The sequence below is a fragment of the Kocuria salsicia genome (assembly GCF_039532055.1).
In the GTDB taxonomy this organism is placed as follows: Bacteria; Actinomycetota; Actinomycetes; order Actinomycetales; family Micrococcaceae; genus Kocuria; species Kocuria salsicia.
Genome location: NZ_BAAARF010000010.1, coordinates 58,631 through 78,608, shown reverse-complemented (window position 1 = coordinate 78,608; position 19,978 = coordinate 58,631). Strand labels below are relative to the sequence as shown.

Genomic DNA, 19,978 nt, shown 5'->3' with positions numbered 1-19,978 from the left:
GGGCGTGCGCGCGGACCGGGCAGAGCGGATGCCGGAGGGCGGCGTGGTGATGCTCGCGTTCCAGGCGATGGACCGCGGTCGGGCGGTCGTCTCCTTTGACCACGCCGTGGGCCCGGCCTGGCGCTGGCACCCCGAGGTGATGGCGGACCACCTCCTGCGGGCCGGCTTCCGCGAGGTCTGGCACACCATGAGCCGCCCGGACGAGGGCCACCGCTTCCCAGAGTGTCACCTGCTGGCGGTACGCAGCCTGGAACCGATCCCACAGGATCCGGTGAGCTGCGGCTGCCGAGTGGAGTGACGGTGGCCCGCCCGGCTCGTGACTGACCCGTGCGACCGCCATCCCGACACCGAGTGGCGTGGCCCGGGCTCGTGGGTCGGCCCAGGCGCCGTCGGTCGCAAGGACCTCACTCCCCGACGGCGCCATCGATCGCCTCCCGCAGCAGGTCTGCGTGGCCGCAGTGGCGCGCGTACTCCTCGACCATGTGCGTGAGCACCCACCGGGCGTTCATGTCCCCGCGGAGGGGACGGGCCACGAGCGCGTCCATCGGGTGAGCGTGCTCCGCGGCGAAGTTCTCCCACCGCTGCCGGGACTGCTCCACAGCGGCGGCCCAGTGCGTTCGCAGGGCGTCCCCGCCCGCCTCGGAGGCGGAGTCCCAGTCCCAGTCCGGGTCCTTCTCCCACTCCACGGCGTCCCACGGGGAGCACTGCCGCTGCCCGCTGAGCACGTAGCAGAACCAGTGGTCCTCCACGTAGGTGAGGTGGCGGAGCATGCCGCCCAGGGTCATGGTGCTGGGCAGGGGACGTTCGTGCAGCTGCGCCGTGCTGAGCCCCTCGGTCTTCCACGCGACCGTAGCGCGCAGGTATTCCAGGAACCCCAGCAGGGTGGCGGTCTCGTCGCCCTGCTGGGGTGGTTCGGATCGGTGGGTCGTGTCCGTGGGTGTCTCGTCCATGGGGTCACGCTAGACCTTCCCGTAGCTCGGTCTGCCGGAAGGCCCACCACGGGCCGGCGGGTGCGACGTCGTCGTGCGGGCCCCGGTGGCCCGTCACCTGGCAGTGCGGCGAGCCCCGGCGCACCGGTTCGGCATCCGGGTGGTGCGGCCTACAATTATGGTGAGGCTCACACTGCGAGTCGCACGAACGCAACTGCTACGAAGGAGTAGCCATGAAGGTTTTCGCCCATGCCGAGCCCGGTGCCCCGGCGGAGGAGATCGAGCTGGAGAAGCCCCAGCTCACGGGTTCCGAGGTGCTGATCCGCGTCACGAACTCGGGGGTGTGCCACTCGGACGTCCACGCTCAGGACGGGTACTTCGACCTGGGCAGCGCGGGGCGTCGCGAGCTGACCGCCTCGGGCGCGCAGTACCCGGTGGTGCTGGGCCACGAGATCGTGGGAGAGGTGGTGGAGGTGGGCCCGCAGGCCACGGTGCAGCCGGGGGACACCAAGTACATCGTCTACCCCTGGGTCGGGTGCGGTGAGTGCCAGGCCTGCCAGGAGGACCGCGAGAACTACTGCAGCGGCGCCAAGCGCAACCTCTCGGTGGCACTCAACGGCGGCTACGCGGAGGAGGTCCTGGTTCCAGGGGACCGCTACCTGGTGCCGCTCGGGGACATCGAGCCTTCCTTCGGTGCCACGCTGGCCTGCTCTGGGCTGACGTCCTACTCGGCCATCCAGAAGATCATCCCGGTCCCCGCGGACAAGCCGGTTGCGGTCATCGGCGCCGGTGGTGTGGGGCTCATGACCATTGCGCTGCTCAAGGCACTGGGCCACGAGAACATCGTGGCGGTGGACATGAGTGAGAAGGCACTGGAGAACGCCACCGCAATGGGTGCCACGGCAACCGTGGTAGCGGGTGGCGAGGCCCTCCACAAGGACATCGTGGCGGCCGGCGGGGAGAAGATCGCCGCGGCCATCGACCTGGTCAACAACGGGGACACCTCCAGCGCCGCCCTGTTCGCCCTGGCCAACGGCGGCACACTGGTGAGCGTGGGGCTGTTCGGCGGCCAGTTCACGTTCCCCACCGCGCTCGTGGCGTTCAACCTGCTGAACATCCGCGGCAACTTCGTGGGCAGCCTGCCCGAGCTCAAGGAGCTTGTGAAGCTCGCCCAGGACACGGATCTGCCCAGGCCGCCCATCACGGAGCTCCCGCTCACCGCACAGGAGGTCAACTCCGCGCTGGACGGCCTGCGCAACCGCACGTTCAACGGCCGGACGGTGCTCGTGGCCTCCTGAGCCGTCGCGGCGCGGGCGCCGCACTACGAGGACAACGACGCCGCCGCCACCCGGCTACCCCGGGTGGCGGCGTCGTCGTACCACCTCAGAGCAGCCCGGAGGTGAGGCGGCAGACGTTCTCCACGAACTTGCGGCCCAGGGGCCGCTTCTCCCAGACGCCGAGGTCCAGGCGCGTGGAGTGCGCGGTGAACTGCTCCACGATCCGCTCCATCCGCTCGCGGAACCCGTGGTCCACGATCATCACGGAGACCTCGAGGTCCAGCGCGAACGAGCGCTCGTCCATGTTGGAGGAGCCGATCACCGAGACAATGTCGTCCACCAGCACGAACTTGGCGTGCAGCACGGTGGGGGAGCTGTAGCGGTGGATCTGCACCCCGGCGCGCGCGAGCTCCGAGTAGTAGGAGTTCTGGGCGTGCTGCGCGAGGAACTGGTCCGAGGTCTCACCCACGAACAGTTGGATCCGCACCCCCGCCTGGGCCTCCGTGGTGAGCGCGTGCAGCAGGGACTCGTCCGGTACGAAATACGGGCTGGAGATCACCACGCGGTGGTTGGCGTTGTAGATCAGGTGGTTGAACAGCCGCAGGTTGTTCTCGGTCTCGAATCCGGGCCCGGAGGGCACCACCTGCGCGAACATGGGCCCGGAGGCCTGCTCCAGGGCGGCGGGGGACTCGTCCAGCAGCAGGTCGTCGGTCTCCGAGTACCAGTCCGAGACGAACACCGCGTTGAGCTCTGTGACCACGGCGCCGGTACCCCGGATCATGAGGTCCTTCCACTGCCGTCCCTTCCGCACGTTCTTCGACTTGTTGTACGAGCGGTGGATGATGTTCTGCGAACCGGTGTAGGCCACCTGCCCGTCCACGACCAGGATCTTGCGGTGGTTGCGCAGGTCCGGGCGCTGCCACTCCCCGCGCCACGGGCGGATGGGGAGCATCCGCCGCCACGGCACCCCGGATCGGTCGAACTCGCGGACCAGCTCCGCGTACCCGGGGTAGCCCAGGGACCCCACGTGGTCGATGAGGATGCGCACCCGCACGCCGCGCTCGTGGGCACGGATCAGGGCGTTGAGCAGGTCCCTGGAGACCTCGTCCACGGCCACGATGTAGAACTCGAAGTGCACGTAGTCCGTGGCGGCGTCCACGTCCGCCGCCATCCGGGCCATGTTTCGGTGGTTGTCCGGGAGGATCTCGAAGTCATTGCCGCCCACCATGGGAAGCGCCCCGAGGTTCTGGTTGAGCGCCGCGGTGGTGCGCACCCACTCCGGGTACCGGTCGAACTCTGGGCCCAGGGCCACGCCCTCCGGGGTGTTCTCCTGGATCACGTGGTTCATCCGGGCCTGCTTGTCCATGCGGCGCCGCGACAGCCGGGAGGAGCCCAGCACCAGGAAGAGCACGAGGCCCGCGTAGGGCAGCAGGAACACGGCCAGCAGCCAGGCCAGCGCTACGGAGGGGCGGCGCTGGTGGGGGATCCAGCCCAGCGCCACGAGTTTCGCCACGAGGTCCAGCACCGCGAGGGCGACCAGAATCCACTCGGGCACGGTGTCCGCGGGCAGCAGGTTGAAGGGGATCCAGGGGTTCATGCTTGCGGTTCCATCAGGGGTGGGGGAGGTGGTACGAGACCCCGGCGGCGCCGGTCGGCGACCAGCGAACCCTCCAGCTCCAGCTCCCCGTTCATCACGGGGCCGGTGAACCCACCCGTTCCCACGATCTGCCCGGAGGCCAGCTCGACCCCCGCGAAGCGCGAGTACGGGGACTCGGTGGCGAAGTGCGCGCCGGCCTCGCTGGCACCGCGCGCCCAGTCCCGGTCCGCCGCGGCGGGGAACCCGGGGGCGAAGCGGGGCAGCGTGCGCCCGTCCGCCACGGCCTCGAGCTCCTCGCACATGAACGGACGCAGCTCCAGCCGCTCGGTGCGCGGCGGCCGGGGCCCGTCCAGCTCGGGCAGTTCGTCCATCATGGCCACACCCAACGGGCTCCGCCCCCGTGCCTCAGCCGAAGTGGCGGGGCAGCGTGGCCTCGTGGGCCTCCCGCAGGGCGTCCAGCGCCACGGCGAACTCCCCCTGGAAGTCCAGCGTGCCGCTTACGGCGTCCACCACGCCGATTCGCGCGAAGGGGTAGTTGCGCACGGTGCACATGTCGCTGAAGCGGACCTCCTCGGAGCGGGGCACGGCCACGACGGCGCGGCCCTGGGACTCGGAGAACAGCAGCGTGAACAGGTCCACACCGTCGCGCTCCGCGACCTCGCCCAGCCCGATCCGCGCGCCCACGCCGAAGCGCAGCGCCATCTCGGCGAGCGTGGCACCCAGCCCGCCCTCCGCGACGTCGTGCGCGGCGTCGATCATGCCGTCCCGGGACATGTTGATGAGCATGTCCCCGAGGGTGCGCTCACGGCCCAGGTCCACGCGCGGGGGCGTGCCGCCCAGGTGGCCGCGCACGCGCGCCCACTCGGAGCCGTCCAGCTCGTCCGCGGTCTCGCCGAGCAGGTAGATGGCCTGGCCGTCCTCCCGCCAGCCCGACGGCGTGCGGCGGGTGACGTCGTCCAGCACGCCCATCATGGCGACCACCGGCGTGGGGTTGATGGCGACGCCGCCGGTCTGGTTGTAGAGCGAGACGTTGCCGCCGGTCACGGGCACGCCCATCTCCTGGCAGCCGTCCGAGAGTCCGCGCACGGCCTCCGCGAACTGCCACATCACGTCGGGGTCCTCGGGGGAGCCGAAATTGAGGCAGTCGGAGACGGCCACGGGGCGGGCCCCGGCGGTGGCCACGTTGCGGTAGGCCTGCGCGAGCGCGAGCCGGGCGCCTTCGTACGGGTCCAGGCGCGTGTAGCGGCCGTTGGAGTCCGTGGACAGGGCCACGCCCAGGTTGGTGCTCTCGTCCACGCGGAGCACACCGGCGTCGTCCGGCATGGCCATGGCGGTGTTGCCCTGGACGTAGCGGTCGTACTGGCTGGTGACCCACGCCTTGGAGCACAGGTTCGGGGAGCCCATCAGCTCGAGAAGGGCCGGGCCCAGCTCGGCGCCCGAGGGCCGCGCCGCGTCCTCCGGGGAGCCCGTGAAGTGCGCCGCCTGCAGGGCGTCCTGGGACTCCGGTCGGGCGAAGGGCCGCTCGTAGACGGGGCCGTCGTGGGCCACTGTGCGCGGATCCACGTCCACGATCACCTCGCCCTGGTAGTTGATCACCAGCCGGCCGGTGTCCGTGACCTCGCCGATCCACGAGTGCTCGACGTCCCACTTGGCCATGACGGCCTCGAAGTCCGCCACCTTCTCCGGCGTGACCACGGCCATCATCCGCTCCTGGGACTCCGACATCAGGATCTCGCCCGGGGTCAGGGACGGGTCGCGCAGCAGCACCTCGGTCAGGTCCACCCGCATGCCGCCGTCACCGTTGGACGCCAGCTCGGACGTGGCGCACGAGATGCCCGCCGCGCCGAGGTCCTGGATGCCCTCCACCAGCGAGGACTTGAACAGCTCCAGGCAGCACTCGATGAGCACCTTCTCCGCGAAGGGGTCACCCACCTGCACGGCGGGGCGCTTGGAAGGCTTGGAGTCGTCGAAGGACTCGGACGCCAGCACGGACGCACCACCGATGCCGTCGCCGCCGGTGCGCGCACCGAAGAGCACCACCCTGTTGCCCGTACCGGAGGCGTTGGCCAGGCGGATGTCCTCGTGGCGCATCACGCCCACCGCCAGGGCGTTGACCAGCGGGTTGCCCTGGTAGCAGGGGTCGAACTCCACCTCACCGCCGATGTTCGGCAGGCCCAGCGAGTTCCCGTAGCCGCCCACGCCGGCCACGATCCCGTGCACCACGCGCTGGGTGTCCGGGTGGTCGATCGCGCCGAAGCGCAGGGGGTCCATCACGGCCACCGGGCGCGCGCCCATGGAGATGATGTCCCGCACGATCCCGCCCACGCCCGTGGCCGCCCCCTGGTAGGGCTCCACATAGGACGGGTGGTTGTGGGACTCGATCTTGAAGGTCACGGCCCAGCCGTCCCCGATGTCCGTGACACCCGCGTTCTCCCCGATGCCCACCATCAGGTTCTTGCGCATCTCCTCCGTGACCTTCTCGCCGAACTGGCTCAGGTGCACCTTGGAGGACTTGTAGGAGCAGTGCTCGGACCACATGACCGAGTACATGGCCAGCTCCGCGGCGGTGGGACGGCGGCCCAGGATGTCCTTGACCCGCCCGAACTCGGCCTCCGAGAGCCCCAGCTCCGCCCAGGGCAGCTCGGTGTCCGGGGTCGAGGCGGCGTGCTCGACGGTGTCCAGGTTGAAGTGCGTTTCACTCATGACGTGTGCGGTGTCCCTTACGTGAAGGAGGTGGGGCGAGCGGGGAGAGATGGAGGGGGACGACGAGGACGCCGGGCTCGCGGCGTCCTCGTGCCGTCAGCGGGTCAGGCGCTCCAGGACCGAGACGAACACGTCCAGGCCGTCGGTGCCCTCGCGCATGCCCACGGTGCCCGCGCCGGAGAGGTCCGCGCCGAAGCCCGGTTCCACTGCGTGCTCCGGGTGCGGCATGAGACCCACCACATTGCCCCGGGCGTTCGTGATCCCGGCGATGTCGTTGCGCGAGCCGTTGGGGTTGCCGCCCACGTAGCGGAAGGCCACACGGTGCTCGGCTTCCAGCTCGTCCAGGGTGCGCTGGTCCGCCACGTACTGGCCGTCCTGGTTCTTCAGCGGCACCACGATCTCCTGGCCCGCCGTGAAGCGCCCGGTCCAGGAGGTCTCGGCGTTCTCCACGCGCAGGCGCTGGTCCCGGCAGATGAACTTCAGCTGCTCGTTCTTGATCATGGACCCGGGCAGCAGGTGGGCCTCGGTGAGCACCTGGAAGCCGTTGCAGATGCCCAGAACGGGCATCCCACCATCCCCGCTCGCGGCGTCCACGATCCGGCCCATGAGCGGGGCGAAGCGTGCGATCGCCCCGGCGCGCAGGTAGTCCCCGTAGGAGAACCCGCCCGGCAGGATCACGGCGTCCACGCCCTGCAGGTCCTCGTCCGCGTACCACAGCGGCACGGAGGTGCCGCCGGCGATGTCCACGGCGCGGGCGGCGTCGCGGTCGTCCAGGGTGCCCGGGAACGTCACCACGCCCACACGGACGTCCGCGAGCCGGGCGTCCGGGGCGGGCTGGTCCAGGTCCGCGACCAGCGGGGTCTGCTCGGCGGTGAGGTGCTGCGCCACGCTCAGTTCTCCTCGGCCAGCTCGGAGACGCTGACGACGTCCTCGATCACCGGGTTGGAGAGCAGCTTCTCGGCCGCCTCGCGCGCCTGGGCCAGGACCTCGTCCGTGACCTCGCCCGCCACGGTGAGCTCGAAGCGGCGGCCCTGCCGGACCCCGGTGAACCCGGTCAGGCCGATGCGGGGAAGTTCGTTCGCGATCGCCTTGCCCTGCGGGTCGAGGATCTCGGGCTTGGGCATGACGTCAACAATGATGCGGGGCATCGGCGCTCCTGTACGCGGTGCGAAGGGATGGGCGCGGAGAGTGCCGGTTCGGGTGCCGTCTCACGGGCCCGACGCCGTGGCGTCGGGACCCGCTCCGCGAGCTTGCCCCACCAGTCTAGCGGCCGGGGGCGGGCCCGGGCGTACGCTGGGGGCCGTCCCACGGCTCTGCCCCGCGGTGCCGTTCGGCGGCACCGTTGCGCGGTGGTCACCCGCGACCCTGTCCCGCAATCCAGTCCCGCACGCCCTCCCCGAGAAGCCCCAGGAGTCTTCCCATGCCCGACGCACCCGAACCCGTCCTCCTGGACCTGTGGGCGGACATCGTCTGCCCCTGGTGCTACGTGGGCCGCGTGGCCCTGGAGCGCGCGATCAGCGAGGAGGGCCTGGAGGGGCGCGTGCACCGCACCCTGCACTCCTTCGAGCTGGACCCGGACGCCCCCGTCGCAGGCCCGGACGGTGGCGCCGGGCTGCCCACCAACACCGAGTACCTGCGGGAGAAGGTGGGGTTGAGTCCCGAGCAGATCGCTGAGGGTGAGGACCGGCTGCGCGCCCTCGCGGACTCCCTGGGCGTGCCCTACGTGGACGTGCGCCCCAGCGGCAGCACCCGCTCCCTGCACCGGTTCCTGCAGGCGGTGCAGGCCACCGTGGGCCACGGTGCCGCTGCGGCCTTCTTTGCCACCCTGCAGGACGGCTACTTCTCCGGCACCCTCGACATCTTCGACCCCGTGGTGCTCGCCGAGCAGGCCCGCGCCGTGGGACTTCCCGCCGGCGACGCCGCGCTGCTGGCCGCCGAGCCCACCTCACCCGTGGGGGAGAAGGCGGAGAACGTGGTGTCCCACGACATCGCCACTGCCCGGCAGATCGGTGTGCGTGGCGTGCCGTACCTCGTGGTGGACCGCCAGTTCGCGGCCCCGGGTGCGCAGGACGTGGCCGCCTACCGGCAGCTGCTGCGACGCTTCGCGGACTGAGCCCGCACCACGTCCGGGAGGGTGCCTGCCGCTGCCCCGCCGCGCAGGTCTCTCCCCGCGGCTCGTCCGGCGGGCGGCCCACGGGCAACGGAAAACGCCCCGTGGCTCCGGAAGGTTCCGGAGGCACGGGGCGTTTCGTGGTTGCGGGGCGCGGGGAAGGCGTCCCTCGCGGGCTACTTCTTCAGCTGGGTCTCGAGCTTGTCGAGCACGTTGTTGGCGGAGTAGTAGTCCAGGCGGAAGGAGTCCTGGCCCAGGGCGTACACGGCCTTGTTCTTCACGGCCTCGGTGTTCGCCACCAGGCTGTCCTTCAGGTAGGCGTCCTTGCCATCGTCGTCGGAGGCGAAGAGGAACACGGTCTTGCCGGTTGCGGCCTTGGACAGGTTTTCGCCGGTGATCGGTTTGATGTCGCTGCGCTGGCCCATCTGGGAGTTCTTGTCCACGGCGTCCTCGGGGATGTCGGCCAGCTTGAAGCCGAGCTTCTCGAGCAGCTTTCCCTGCGCGGACTCGGAGGTCCAGATGTTGGCGCCGGAGTCGTCCTTGAAGGAGCCGGCGTTGTAGACCATGCCGGTCACGGGCTGCTCGGGCTCCTTGATGTTGTCCTTGACCTCGTTCACGCGTTCGCCGAAGGACTTCACGAGCTCGTCGGCCTTCTGCTGCTTGCCGGTCAGCTCACCCAGCTGCTGGGAGACCTCTTCCCAGTCCTTGTCGCTGTAGTCCATGACGTAGACGGGGACACCCGTCTCCTTGAGCTGGTCGTAGATGTCCATGGCGGAGTCCGCGCCGCTCTTGGAGACGACGATCAGGTCCGGGTTCTCGGCGAGGATCTTCTCGGCGCTCGGGTCACCGGTGTAGAGGGACTTGACGTTCTTCTCGGTGGCCTTGTCACCCCACTGGGTGAAGAATCCCTGGCTGTCGGAGATGGAGGTGTTGGCGGAGGTGCCGCCGGAGGCGATCACGGGGGCGTCGATGGCGAGCAGCGAGCCGGTGAGGGTCACGGAGGTGGAGACGATCTTCTCGGGCTTCGACTCCAGTTTCACCTCCTGGTCGTTGTCGTCCTTGACGGTCTTGGGCCAGGTCTCGTTGGAGGCCGACGCCGAGGCGCTGGAGTCCGAGGACGAGCTCTGCGAACCACCGCAGGCGGTGAGTGCGAAGACGGCGCACAGGCTGACGACGAGCGCCGCGAGCAGGCGACGCAGGCTGGATGTCTGGGACACGAGTTTCCTCCGTGAGATCGGGACGGGGTCCTGGGTTCGGCGGGCCAGATGGACAAGCCTGTTAGGAAGCTTAGGCTAACCTAAACTCTGTCTGGGGGTGACACGCGGACCGTGACCCGACAGTTCCCCCGCGGCGCGCCCGCGGGCCCCCAGCCGCCGGTTCTGCTCCGCTGCCGCGGCGTCGGCGAGGATGCCCGTCCCCGGCCTGAACGAGGGACTCAGCGGGGGACGACCAGCGGCCCGCCGGTGGCCGGGTCCGGGACCACCAGGGCGTCCAGACCGAAGACCTCGTGCAGCAGCTCGGGCGTGACCACGTCCTGCGGGGTGCCCTGCGCGGCGACGACGCCGTCCCCCAGCACCACCAGGTGGTCGGAGAAGCGGATGGCCAGGTTGAGGTCGTGCAGCACCATGACCACGGTCTTGCCCTGCTCGCTCTGCAGCCGGCGCACCAGGCTCAGCACCTCGATGCTGTAGGCGAGGTCCAGGTAGGTGGTGGGCTCGTCCAGCAGCAGCGTGGGGGTGTCCTGGGCGAGTGCCATGGCGATCCACACCCGCTGGCGCTGGCCCCCGGACAGGGCGGAGATGGGCCGGGTGCCCAGGTGGGACAGCCCCGTGGCCCGCAGTGCGCGGCGCACCTCCTTCTCGTCCTGCGCGGACCAGCGGCTCATCCAGGACTGGTAGGGGTGGCGGCCGCGGGCCACCAGCCCGGCCACGGTCAGTCCCTCCGGGGCCACGGGGGCCTGGGGGAGCATGGTCAGCAACCGGGCCCGGTCCGGGCGGCGGACGCCGCGCAGGTCCCGGCCCTCCAGCTCCACGGTGCCTTCGTAGGGCAGCAGCCCGCACAGGGACTTCAGCAGGGTGGACTTCCCGCAGCCGTTGGGGCCGATCAGGGTGGTCACCGCACCGGCGGGGACCTCCAGGTCCAGGTCGCAGAGCACGGGTTCCTGGCCGTACCCCGCGGTGAGGGAGCGGGCGGCGAGACGGGCGGGGCTCATGCGCTGGCCTTTCGGTTGGTCTTCACGACCAGGTAGATCAGGGCGGGTGCACCGCAGAAGGCGGTCACGATGCCGACCGGCAGCTCCCAGGGCAGGACGGTGCGGGCGAGGAGGTCCGCTCCGGAGACGAGCAGGGCGCCGCTGAGCGCGGAGCACAGCAGCGGCGGGGTGGGAGTTCCGGCGAGTCGCTGGGCGATCTGCGGGGCCACGAAGGCGACGAACGGCACCGGCCCGGCCGCCGACACGGCCACGGCCACGAGGACGACGCCGAAGAGCAGCTGCACGGCCTGCGCCACCCGGATGCCGTGGCCCAGCACCTGGGCGACGTCCGGGCCCAGGGCGAGGGCGTCCAGGCGGAAGGCGAGCCAGCCGGCGAACGCCACGGCCACGACCACGCACGCGAGCACGGGCCAGGCCTCACCCCAGCCCCTCCCGTTGAGCGAGCCGGTGAGCCACAGCTTGGCGGTGGCGGCCTGGTCCACGTTCGTGGTGGCCATGAGCCACGTGGAGATCGCGCCCAGGAACATGGAGGTGCCCACGCCGATCAGTACCAGGCGGATCATGGAGTCGCGGTCCTTCCCCGCCACGAACCACACGGCCAGGGCGGTCAGCGTCGCCCCGATCACTGCGACCACCGGGACTCCCAGGACGTTGTCGCCGAAGCCGGCGACGGCGCCCACAATGCCGGTGCCACCGGACGCGGTGATCACGAAGACCGCCGCGGTGGACGCCCCGCTGGTGATGCCGAGGACGTCCGGGCTCGCCAGGGGGTTGCGCGCCACCGACTGGGTCAGGGCACCGGCGAAGGCGAGGGCCGCGCCCACGAGCAGACCCAGGACGGCCCGCCCCATGCGCCATTTGAAAACCACGGTCTCCTCGATGTGGCTGCCGCCCCCGGCGAGAGTCCGCAGCACCTGCGGCACGCTCAGCCGGTAGTCCCCCATGCCAATGCCGAGGGTGAACGCCAGAGCGCACAGCAGCACGAGCACGAGGCCCACGAGGAACCGGCGGAGGCTGAACGGGACGGACCAGGGTCCCACGCGCAGGGCGGAGATGCCGAGGTCCGGTGCTGTGGTGTGCGCCCGGGCGCGGGGCCCGGCCAGGAGGCGGCTCACAGCGAGGTCACCTTCCCCCGGCGGATCAGGACCACGAAGAACGGCACGCCCACCAGGGCCATGACGATGCCCATCTGCAGCTCTCCGGGACGCCCGATGACACGCCCGAGGACGTCCGCGCCGAGGGCCAGGGCCGCGCCGAGCAACGCGGAGTAGGGCACCAGCAGGCGGTAGTCGGGGCCGAGCAGGCCGCGCACCATGTGCGGAGCAGCGAGACCGATGAAGGCCACGGGCCCGGCGGCAGCGGTGGCCGCCCCACCCAGCAGCGCCACGGCCAGCAAGCCGAGCACGCGCTGGCGGGTCACGTCCAGCCCCAGCGACTCCGCCACGGCCTCGCCCAGGGCCAGCAGGTTCAGACCGGGCCCCTGGGCCATGGCCAGCACGGCGCCCACCAGCACGAACGGCACGGTGACCGCTGCGACCTCCAGGGTCACGCCGGAGACGGAACCGGTGGCCCACTGGCGCATGCGGTCCAGGGTGTTCTGGTCGGAGAGCACCAGCGCGTTGACCACGGCCATCAGGATTGCGGACAGTGCCGCTCCGGCCAGGATGATGCTCAGGGGGTTGGCCGCGCTGGAGCCCGTGGAGGACAGCGCGAAGACCGCGGCCGTGACCAGCGCGCAGCCGATGAGCGCGGGCCACACATAACCCAGGGGGGAGGACACCCACCCCCACACGATGCTCAGAACCACGGCGGCGGCCGCACCGGCGTTGATTCCCAGGATGCCAGGATCGGTGAGGGGGTTGCGCGTGTGGCCCTGGATCACGGTACCGGCCATGCCCAGCGCCGCGCCCACGAGCAGTGCCCCGAGGGTGCGCGGCAGGCGCAGCAGACCCATCACGGTCACGAGGTCGTCGGCCTGGGCATCCGGGTTAAGCCGCTGCGGCGCGAACGCATAGGTGAAGGCCTGGGGGATGCGCTGCCATCCCTCGGCCAGGGTGTTCAGCCGCCCGCCCACGAGCAGGCTCAGCAGGAAGAGTCCCGCGATCGCCGCGATCAGGAGGACGGGCAACCAGAAGACGACGCCGCGGCGTCGGGCGGGTGCCACGGGGTCGGTGGCCTCGAGGTCGGCCGCGCCCGCTCCGGCTGCGTCCGGATCGGCCGGTGCGGAGGCGGCAGGGGCATCGGCCGGGACCGAGGGGCGCGAAGTCACCCAGCAAGGATAGGCATACCTTAGTGAAGCGCCAAAGCCCGTGAGGGGGATGACGGTAGCCGCTCTGTACTGCCCAGGGGCGGCTTCGACGGTGTCAGCGGACGTCGATGCCCAGGTGCCGGGCGAGCGCCGGGGCCAGTGCCATGAGCTGCTGCTCGTCGAGCACCGTGCCGCGCAGCGCGGCGAGCCCGTCCACGCGGGTGAACTCCAGCCCGCGCAGGTCCACGGCGTCGAACTGGGCGGAGCGCACGTCCAGCGTCTCGGCGCGGCAGTCGCGGAAGGCCACGCGGGTGGCGCGGGCGTTGACGAGGTCCACGTCCCGGAACGAGCAGTTCTCGAAGACCACGTCCTGCAGCGTGGTGTCCCGCAGGTTGAGGAAGTCGATCTTGCACCCGGTGACGAGCACCGAGCGCCAGGCGCCGCCGTGCAGCACCGCCGCCCCGATCCGCGAGTCCCGCACCGACGCGGTGGACCACGAGGACTCCGGCGCGGCGAGGGAGGGCGCGCTGATCTCTGCCAGTTCGGTGTCGTGGATCCGTGCGCCCTTGAGGTTCGCGCCGTCCAGCTCTGCACCCTGCAGGGTGCAGTCCAGCAGGGTGAGGCCGTGGAGGTCGCGGTCCGCCCATGCGGCGGCGCGGATCATGAGGCCCTCCAGGCTCTCCTCGGCGTACACGTCCCCGCAGAAGGTCTCGACGGTGCGCGGTCGGCACAGGGCCAGGCGTGGCTCCGTGCGCGCGGCCGCGCGGGAGGAGGCTGCGTCCCCAGAGCCCCGCCGCGAGGTGCCGGGCGAGGAGCCGGGTGCCGCGGAACCGGCGGCGCGAGCCGTGTCGCGACGTCGGGCGGAAGGAGTGGCGGGGCTCATGATGGGCAAATCTACCGGCACCCTCCGGCACGGAGAACGGGCCCACCCCGTGGAGGTGGACCCGCTGGCCGAGGGTGGTGCGACGTCGTCAGCCGATGGCCACCGCGCCCACCAGGACGCCCACCACGAGCATGACCAGCGAGACCACCAGGGCGCGCCAGAGCACCTTCTTGTGGTGGTCGCCCAGCTGCACGCCCGCCAGGGAGACGAGCAGCAGGATCGCGGGGACCAGCGGCGACTGCATGTGCACGGGCTGGCCCGTGATGGAGGCGCGGGCCATGTCCACGGCGGGGATCCCGTAGTGCGCGCCGGTCTCCGTGAGCACCGGCAGGACGCCGAAGTAAAAGGCGTCATTGCTCATGAAGAACGTGGCCGGGATGCTGATGAGCCCGGTCAGCACGGCCATGTACGGACCCATGCTGGAGGGGATCACGGCCACGAGCCACTGGGACATGGCGTCCACCATGCCGGTGCCGGAGAGGATGCCGGTGAGGACAGCGGCGGCCATCACCATGGAGACCACGGCGATGATCGAGGAGGAGTGGGAGACCACCATCTTGGCCTGGTCCGTCATCCTGGGAAAGTTCACCAGCAGGGCGATCGCGCTGCCCACCATGAACAGGTAGGGCAGGGGGACCACGTCCACCACGAGCAGGACCATGATGGCCACGGTGAGCACCAGGTTGAACCAGAACAGCTTGGGGCGCAGGGACTCGCGATTCGGGTCCAGGGCGGTGTCGGTGAGGCCCATGTTCACGGGCGCGGGTGAGCCTGTGGCAACCGCGGTACCCGCGCTGCCGGAGCCCGCGCCCACGGTGGTACCGGCGCCCCAGCGGGCGGGGTCGGCCACGGCCAGGCGGCGTCGTTCGGAGCGCCCGAGCATCACGGCGAAGACGAAGATGACCACGAGACCCGCGCCGAGGGAGGGGAGCATGGGCAGGAAGATGTCCGTGGCCTCGACCTTCAGGGCGGCCGAGGCGCGCGCGGTGGGCCCGCCCCACGGGACGATGTTCAGTGCGCCGTTGGTCAGGCCGGCCACGCACGTGAGCACCACTGGACTCAGGCCCAGGCGCTGGTAGACCGGCAGCATGGCCGCGGTGACCACGATGTAGGTGGTGGAGCCGTCCCCGTCCAGTGAGACCAGGGCCGTGAGGATCATGGTTCCCACCACCACCTTGGCGGGGTCGTGGCCGGTGGCGCGCACGATCAGGTTCACGAGCTTGTCGAAGAGTCCCACGTCGATCATCAGCCCGAAGTAGATGATCGCGAACATCAGCAGGGCGGCGGTGGAGGACATGTCCTTGACCGAGTCCATGACCATGTCGCCGAGGCCCAAACCCGCGCCCGTGAAGAGGCCGAACACCGTGGGGACGATGATCAGGGCGAGCAGGGGTGTGAGGCGTTTGCTCATGATGAGCCCCATGAAGGTGGCGATCATCAGGAACCCGAGTACGACGAGCATGGGCGTCTCCTGGGGGGTGTGGGTGGACGACGGCGTGTGGGCCGGAGCCAAAGATGGCGTGTGCTGCATCACACGCTAGGGGCGGGAGGGCTCGTGGGAGCCGTTGTGCTCATTGCCGCTGAATGTGCTCGTTGCGCTGTTTGTGCGCATTGTGCTCAGGAGGTGTTCCGAGACCTAGGATGACCCCATGACCACCGGACGCACCCCCGCGGGAACGTTCACCACCCGCATGCTGGTGGTGCTGTTCGGGATCGTGGCCGGAATCGTCGTGCTGTGTCTCGCCGCGGTGCTCGTGCTGAGCGTGGAGCGGGTGTACGACCAGGCGGAGCGGGAGGCCCTGGGGATCGGGCGCACACTCGCCGCCGACCCCGCCGTCGTCGACGCCGCACGGGAGAGTTCCGGGGCCACCTCCCTGGACGCAGTGACTCTCGCGGACGGGCCCGTGCAGCAGCGTGCGGAAGCGGTGCGCCAGCGCACCGGGGCGCTGTTCGTGGTGGTGACCAACGACCACGGTCTGCGTCTCTCCCACCCGGACACCGCCGAGCTCGGCCAGGAGGTCAGCACGTCCCCGGACGCACTGGGCGGGCGGGAGTCCGTCTCGCGCGAGGCCGGAACGCTCGGCGAGTCCGTGCGCGCGAAGGTGCCCGTGCGGGACGGCCAGCGCGTGGTCGGTGAGGTCAGCGTGGGCGTTCCCGTCTCGGCCGTGACCGGGCAGGTGCGCCAGGCGGCCGTGTCCATCGCGATCATCGCCGTGCTCGCCATGGCGCTCGCCGCGGGCGCCGCGGCGCTGCTTGTGCGGTGGCTGCGCCGCACCACCCTGGGACTCGAGCCGGAGGAGATGGCGCAGCTCGTGCGGGACCAGGAAGCGGTGCTCTACGGCGTGGAGGACGGCGTGATCGGCATCGGTCCGGACGGGCGGATCAGCATTCGCAACAAGGCGGCGCGCATGATGCTCGACCTCCCACGGCGCTCCGAGGCCGCGGACGTGGTGGGCAGGCCGTACAGGCAGGCAGGATTCGACGACGCCCTTACCCAGGCCATCACCGGGCAGCGTTCCGGGGAGGGTGCCGAGGCGTCGATCATCCGCCTGGACACCTCCCACCGCTCCATCCGCGCCCAGGTGCAGGGCGTGCACCGGGACGGCGTGGACCTCGGCCAGGTGGTGCTGCTGCGGGACCTCACCGCCGTGGAGGACCTGCGCAGCCGGCTCTCCGCCATGCGCGCGATCACCGATGCCCTGCGCGCCCAGCGCCACGAGTTCGCCAACCGGCTGCACACCATCTCCGGGCTGCTCGCCAACGGGGAGAACGAGCACGCCCGGACCTACGTCGCGCAGATCATGGCCTCCGGGCCCGTACGGGATCCCGTTGCGAACATCTCCGCAGTGACGGACCCGTTCCTGCGCGCGTTCATCGGCGCCAAGGGGGTCCAGTCCCACGAGCGCGGCGTCGACCTGCGGGTGGGGCCGGAGACGGTGCTGGAGGGCCAGCTCGTGGAGGCGCAGGACGTCACCGCCATCCTCGGCAACTTGATCGACAACGCCCTGACCGCGGTGGTCGAGGCGCCTGCATCGGCGCAGGTGAACGGGGAGAACGGCCTGTGGGTGGAGGTGGACCTCATCGGGGAGGGCTCCACGCTGCACCTGGCGGTGGCGGACTCCGGCGCGGGCGTGGCCCCAGGGCTGGACATCTTCGCCTCCGGGGTCAGCACGCGCGAGGAGCCGGGCCTGGACGCCCACGGCCACGGGGTGGGGCTCAGCCTCTCCCGGCGGCTGGCCCGCACGATGGGCGGGGACGTGTGGCTCGCGGACCCCGGCGGGGCGGAGGAGGGGCAGGGCGCGGTCTTCGTCGCGCGGCTGCCGGGCGTGCTGTCGGCAGGAACGGACACGGAGCAGGGGGACTCATGAGCGACTTCAGGGTGCTGGTGATCGACGACGACTTCCACGTGGCCGCGCTGCACGTGGGCTACGTGGACGCCGTCCCGGGGTTCACGGCGCTGCCGCCGGTGCACGACCTGCGGGCCGTGAGCAGGGCGGTGGCCGAGACGTCACCGGACCTCATGCTCGTGGACATGTACTTCCCCCAGGGCTCCGGGCTGGACGTGCTGCGCGCCGTGGACGTGGACGCCTTCGTGCTCTCGGCCGCGTCTGAGCGTGCCACCGTCACGGCGGCGTTCCGGCGCGGGGCGCTCGCCTACCTGCTCAAGCCCTTCGAGCCCGAGGTGCTGATGTCGAAGCTGCGCAGCTACGCCCGCTACCGCCGCCAGCTGGACGCTCCCGGGCCCCTGGACCAGGCGGCGATCGACCGGGCCCGGCGCGCGGTGACGGGTGCGGAGGAGACGTCCTCAGGGCCGAGCGCGTCCGCCACGGAGAGCTCGGTGCTGGCCGCCGTGGTGGAGGGCGGTGAGGTCACGGTGATGGACGTGGCCCGGGCCGTGGGGATCTCCCGGGCCACCGCCCATCGCTACCTTTCGGCCATGGTCAAGCGCAGTGAAGTGCGCCTGGAGCTGCGCTACGGCAGCCGCGGCCGCCCCGAGCACCGGTACGTGCACGTGGCCTGACGCGCCGGACCGGCAGCGCCCTCGACGCTCACCGCTGTGTTTCGACAGTCACAGCTGCACCTCGACGCCGCCGCCCACCTCCCGGCACGGGTGTCCCGCGAGGTCCTTGGCAGGGTCCCGCGGCGCGGTGCGTCCGGCGGCCAGGGCCAGGCGCGAGCCCTCGAATGTCCCCGCGAGGTCGAAGACCCAGAAGTGGTTGGGGCACTCCAGGTGGTCCTCCCCGGAGCTCGCAGTCCGGCACACGGTGGCGCCCTGGTGGGGGCACTCGTTCGTGAGGGCGCGCAGCCGTCCATCCCCGTCCCTGGTGAGCACCAGTTCCCGCCCGGCCACGCGCACCGGCACCGCGCTGAGCGGTTCCGCGAGCGCCCGGGCGACCGCGGCGGCGTCGGGAACCTCGTGCCAGCTCACGCCGCGACCGCCAGCAGCCGGTCCGTGGCGGCCACCAGCCGGGGGCGCAGCGCGGCACCGCGCACGGCGAAGGCACGCTGCCGGCGCACGTACTCTGCCTTGCCCTCCGCGGTCTCGATGCGCACGGGCTCCACGCCCCAGTCCTGGAGGTCGTAGGGGGAGGCCGCCATGTCCGTGGCGCGGACGTCCCACGCGAGCTCGAAGCAGTCGGCCAGCAGGTCCGAGTCCACGACCGGCAGCAGCTTGTACGCCCACTTGTAGAGGTCCATGGTGGCGTGCAGGCAGCCGGGCTGCTCCATCCTGCGCTGCGTCTCGCGGGTGGGCTGCAGCTGGTTGCGCTCCACCGCCTGCGGCTGGAAGAAGCGGAACGCGTCGTAGTGGGAGCAGCGAATCCTGTGGGTCTCCACCACCTCGTCCGTGCCCTCGGCTCCCAGCCGCAGGGGTGCGTCCTCGTGGCGCACCCCGTTGCTCTCGGCCCGGTACGCCATGGCCCACTCGTGCAGCCCGAAGCAGTCGAAGGTCGCGGGGTTGGCTGCTGTTCTGCCGAGCAGCTCGCGGGTGAACCGCACCGCCGTCTCGCGCTTGGTGAGGAAGGCCTCGGCCGCCACGACGACGCCGCTCGCGCCCTCGGGCGCGCCCGCCGCCGTCAGCTCCGCGGACGTGGCGGCACGGTAGAACGTCCACTCCTCGCGCTCCGGGGCGTCCAGGAGGACCACCCCGGGGCCCGGGTGCCAGCGCGTGAACTGGCCGGGGGAGAGTGTGTAGTAGGTGAAGAGGAAGTCCTCCACCGGGTGCTTCTCCCCGCGGAACCGCCGGTCCAGGAAGGGCTGGGTCCACGGCCTCACGCGCGCCTCGTGCGCCTCTGCACGGCGGGTCCACTCCTCGCGGGGCATGCACGTGAGCAGGTTGGCTGCGCCTGAGGTGGGCTCAGGCATCGCCGAGGTCCCGGGCGCTGGTGATGAGCCGGTGCATCTGCTCGTTGAGGGCGTGCACCTGGTCCGGGCCGATGTTCAGCCGCTGCATCATGCGCAGCGGGACCTCCCGTGCCCGCTCCCGCAGGGCCGTGCCCTCCGGGGTGAGGGCAACGGCCAGTGCGCGCTCGTTGTGGGGATCGCGCTCGCGCGTCACGTACCCCCGGGCCTCGAGCCGTTTGAGCAGCGGCGAGATGGTGGCGGAGTCCTGGTTCAGCTGCTCCGCGAGGTCCTTCACCGTGCGCGGGGCGGAGCCCCACAGCGCGAGCATCACCAGGTACTGGGGGTGCGTGAGCCCCAGCGGTTCCAGGACCGGGCGGTAGCTCTGCACCACCGTGCGCGAGGCCACCGACAGCGAGAAGCACAGCTGGTTGGCCAGGGCCAGCGGGTCCTCGACGGCGCCCTGCTCCGGTTCCGGGCGCGCGTCTGGTGCCCGAGCGGCGTCGGGCCCCGCGGCGGCGTCACTCCCCGGGGCTGTCACGGGCCCTGGGGCGGTCTCGTGCGCCGGGGCACCAGCGGGGCCTCGCACGGCGTCGGCCCCCGGGGTGCCAGGGGCGCCCGTGCTCTCGGGGATGCCGGAGGTCGCGCGGTCGGAGGTGTCAGAGGCCATGGGTGGAAG

Annotated in this window: 20 protein-coding genes; 5 read left to right on the top strand and 15 right to left on the bottom strand. The window is 71.2% G+C overall.

Translation table 11 applies throughout. From position 1 onward, the window contains the following. The first annotated feature begins 4 nt into the window (after positions 1-4). Complete coding sequence (locus ABD264_RS09445; RefSeq protein WP_145012066.1) at positions 5-298, top strand: hypothetical protein; 294 nt, start codon at positions 5-7, stop codon at positions 296-298. Positions 299-404: 106 nt separating this feature from the next. Here ABD264_RS09445 and ABD264_RS09440 read toward each other — a convergent pair whose 3' ends face one another. After that, positions 405-950: a DinB family protein gene (locus ABD264_RS09440; protein WP_290499948.1), complete on the bottom strand. Its 546-nt coding sequence runs from the start codon at positions 948-950 to the stop codon at positions 405-407. 212 nt (positions 951-1,162) lie between these two features. On the opposite strand from ABD264_RS09440, the gene ABD264_RS09435 reads away from it, so the two are divergent. Beyond that, positions 1,163-2,227: an alcohol dehydrogenase gene (locus ABD264_RS09435; protein WP_145012060.1), complete on the top strand. Its 1,065-nt coding sequence runs from the start codon at positions 1,163-1,165 to the stop codon at positions 2,225-2,227. Positions 2,228-2,312: 85 nt separating this feature from the next. Here the strand turns inward: ABD264_RS09435 and cls are convergent, their stop codons facing one another. The 5 genes from cls to purS form a co-directional block, all read right to left on the bottom strand. Beyond that, complete coding sequence (gene cls, locus ABD264_RS09430; protein ID WP_290499950.1) at positions 2,313-3,803, bottom strand: cardiolipin synthase; 1,491 nt, start codon at positions 3,801-3,803, stop codon at positions 2,313-2,315. Beyond that, positions 3,800-4,177 carry a GNAT family N-acetyltransferase gene (locus ABD264_RS09425; RefSeq protein WP_344205718.1) on the bottom strand — a complete coding sequence of 126 codons (378 nt, stop codon included), beginning with the start codon at positions 4,175-4,177 and terminating at the stop codon, positions 3,800-3,802. The genes cls and ABD264_RS09425 overlap by 4 nt, the downstream gene beginning before the upstream one ends. Positions 4,178-4,208: 31 nt before the next feature. Continuing rightward, the gene (gene purL, locus ABD264_RS09420; RefSeq protein ID WP_144941180.1) at positions 4,209-6,506 is read right to left on the bottom strand and encodes a phosphoribosylformylglycinamidine synthase subunit PurL; all 2,298 of its coding nucleotides are present in this window, start codon (positions 6,504-6,506) and stop codon (positions 4,209-4,211) included. Positions 6,507-6,602: 96 nt separating this feature from the next. Continuing rightward, on the bottom strand, positions 6,603-7,394 hold the full coding sequence (gene purQ / locus ABD264_RS09415; RefSeq protein WP_144941178.1) for a phosphoribosylformylglycinamidine synthase subunit PurQ: 792 nt from the start codon (positions 7,392-7,394) through the stop codon (positions 6,603-6,605). A 2-nt stretch (positions 7,395-7,396) separates the two neighbouring features. After that, positions 7,397-7,654, bottom strand: coding sequence for a phosphoribosylformylglycinamidine synthase subunit PurS (purS, locus tag ABD264_RS09410; RefSeq protein WP_144941176.1), 258 nt, complete (start codon positions 7,652-7,654; stop codon positions 7,397-7,399). Positions 7,655-7,926: 272 nt separating this feature from the next. Between purS and ABD264_RS09405 the strand changes: the two genes are divergently transcribed. After that, positions 7,927-8,619 (top strand): DsbA family oxidoreductase, encoded by a 693-nt coding sequence (locus ABD264_RS09405; protein ID WP_144941174.1) that lies wholly within the window; start codon positions 7,927-7,929, stop codon positions 8,617-8,619. A gap of 173 nt (positions 8,620-8,792) precedes the next feature. Here the strand turns inward: ABD264_RS09405 and fepB are convergent, their stop codons facing one another. The 6 genes from fepB to ABD264_RS09375 all read right to left on the bottom strand — a co-directional run bounded on the left by fepB (position 8,793) and on the right by ABD264_RS09375 (position 15,421). Continuing rightward, on the bottom strand, positions 8,793-9,833 hold the full coding sequence (gene fepB, locus ABD264_RS09400; RefSeq protein ID WP_144941173.1) for a Fe2+-enterobactin ABC transporter substrate-binding protein: 1,041 nt from the start codon (positions 9,831-9,833) through the stop codon (positions 8,793-8,795). Positions 9,834-10,051: 218 nt separating this feature from the next. Beyond that, positions 10,052-10,828 (bottom strand): ABC transporter ATP-binding protein, encoded by a 777-nt coding sequence (locus tag ABD264_RS09395; RefSeq protein WP_344205713.1) that lies wholly within the window; start codon positions 10,826-10,828, stop codon positions 10,052-10,054. Then, positions 10,825-11,943, bottom strand: a complete 1,119-nt coding sequence (locus tag ABD264_RS09390; protein ID WP_222126516.1) for a FecCD family ABC transporter permease — start codon at positions 11,941-11,943, stop codon at positions 10,825-10,827. The genes ABD264_RS09395 and ABD264_RS09390 overlap by 4 nt, the downstream gene beginning before the upstream one ends. Beyond that, complete coding sequence (locus ABD264_RS09385) at positions 11,940-13,097, bottom strand: FecCD family ABC transporter permease (protein WP_344205710.1); 1,158 nt, start codon at positions 13,095-13,097, stop codon at positions 11,940-11,942. The genes ABD264_RS09390 and ABD264_RS09385 overlap by 4 nt, the downstream gene beginning before the upstream one ends. Before the next feature lie 94 nt (positions 13,098-13,191). After that, on the bottom strand, positions 13,192-13,959 hold the full coding sequence (locus ABD264_RS09380) for a pentapeptide repeat-containing protein (protein ID WP_344205708.1): 768 nt from the start codon (positions 13,957-13,959) through the stop codon (positions 13,192-13,194). A gap of 88 nt (positions 13,960-14,047) precedes the next feature. Continuing rightward, positions 14,048-15,421, bottom strand: coding sequence for a CitMHS family transporter (locus ABD264_RS09375; RefSeq protein WP_145012045.1), 1,374 nt, complete (start codon positions 15,419-15,421; stop codon positions 14,048-14,050). Between the two features lie 187 nt (positions 15,422-15,608). Between ABD264_RS09375 and ABD264_RS09370 the strand changes: the two genes are divergently transcribed. Further along, complete coding sequence (locus tag ABD264_RS09370) at positions 15,609-17,327, top strand: sensor histidine kinase (RefSeq protein WP_344205706.1); 1,719 nt, start codon at positions 15,609-15,611, stop codon at positions 17,325-17,327. Further along, positions 17,324-17,980, top strand: a complete 657-nt coding sequence (locus ABD264_RS09365) for a response regulator (RefSeq protein WP_144941163.1) — start codon at positions 17,324-17,326, stop codon at positions 17,978-17,980. Before ABD264_RS09370 ends, ABD264_RS09365 begins: the two co-directional genes overlap by 4 nt. Before the next feature lie 48 nt (positions 17,981-18,028). Here ABD264_RS09365 and ABD264_RS09360 read toward each other — a convergent pair whose 3' ends face one another. The 3 genes from ABD264_RS09360 to ABD264_RS09350 are packed head-to-tail and all read right to left on the bottom strand — an operon-like array spanning position 18,029 to position 19,969. Beyond that, positions 18,029-18,388 (bottom strand): Rieske 2Fe-2S domain-containing protein, encoded by a 360-nt coding sequence (locus ABD264_RS09360; protein WP_344205703.1) that lies wholly within the window; start codon positions 18,386-18,388, stop codon positions 18,029-18,031. Next, positions 18,385-19,323, bottom strand: coding sequence for a 3-methyladenine DNA glycosylase (locus tag ABD264_RS09355; RefSeq protein ID WP_425554319.1), 939 nt, complete (start codon positions 19,321-19,323; stop codon positions 18,385-18,387). Before ABD264_RS09355 ends, ABD264_RS09360 begins: the two co-directional genes overlap by 4 nt. Continuing rightward, positions 19,316-19,969, bottom strand: a complete 654-nt coding sequence (locus ABD264_RS09350; RefSeq protein WP_344205701.1) for a MarR family winged helix-turn-helix transcriptional regulator — start codon at positions 19,967-19,969, stop codon at positions 19,316-19,318. Before ABD264_RS09350 ends, ABD264_RS09355 begins: the two co-directional genes overlap by 8 nt. Positions 19,970-19,978 lie beyond the last annotated feature (9 nt).